The organism is Achromobacter kerstersii, from assembly GCF_902859595.1.
Taxonomy (GTDB): Bacteria; Pseudomonadota; Gammaproteobacteria; order Burkholderiales; family Burkholderiaceae_B; genus Achromobacter; species Achromobacter kerstersii.
The window spans coordinates 1-610 of the sequence record NZ_CADIJQ010000042.1 but is presented as its reverse complement, the minus strand read 5'-3'; the positions used below and the strand labels follow the sequence as shown (position 1 = coordinate 610).

The 610-nt window shown below is 62.1% G+C and carries 1 protein-coding gene; it reads right to left on the bottom strand.

Annotated features, from left to right (window positions below; translation table 11 throughout):
* Window positions 1-610 (bottom strand): hypothetical protein (locus tag HV765_RS31675; protein WP_175172206.1); only part of this gene is annotated, 610 nt, incomplete at both ends.

Below are 610 nucleotides of genomic sequence, written 5' to 3'. Positions count from 1 at the left end.
CTGCGCGTGCGCCGCGCTTAGTTCCAGGCCTTTCAGCAATTGCGCAGCCGGGGCTTCCAGGTTCTTCATACCGGCCGAGATCTTTCGCATTGCGCCGTTTGACACCTTGCGGGCCGCATCTTCTGCTTGGCGGATTACTCCTTCCACTTGGCGCGCTGCGTTCTCTACTTGATTGCCCGCGACGGTCTTAAGGGCGTTGATTCGCTTGTGGACGTCTTCCGCACTGCCTTCGACCCATAACGTCACGTCAATCAACGTGTTTCTCACCGCTGGATCGGGGATGCTGATCAAGCCTGCGAAGACGAACGCGCGCACGCGCCGGCTGGCGTCTTGTTGCAGGGACTCGCCGACGCGTTGCAGCTCTTCCGCGCAGATGGACAGCAATTCCCCCACCGTGAGTTGGATCACGACTTGGGTCATCTGCGCCTTGCGGTACAGCCATGTCCCGCCCACGTGAACCGCATCGACGGCGGACTTTGCACCCGCGCTCAGGTGTTGATGCAGGCGCTTGCTGGCGCCGTGCATGGCGGTGAGCAGTTGGTCGGCGGCGTCGGCGGCGCGGCCTTCGCGCCATGCGCCGATTTCCTTGCTGCTGATGATGCTTTTGACG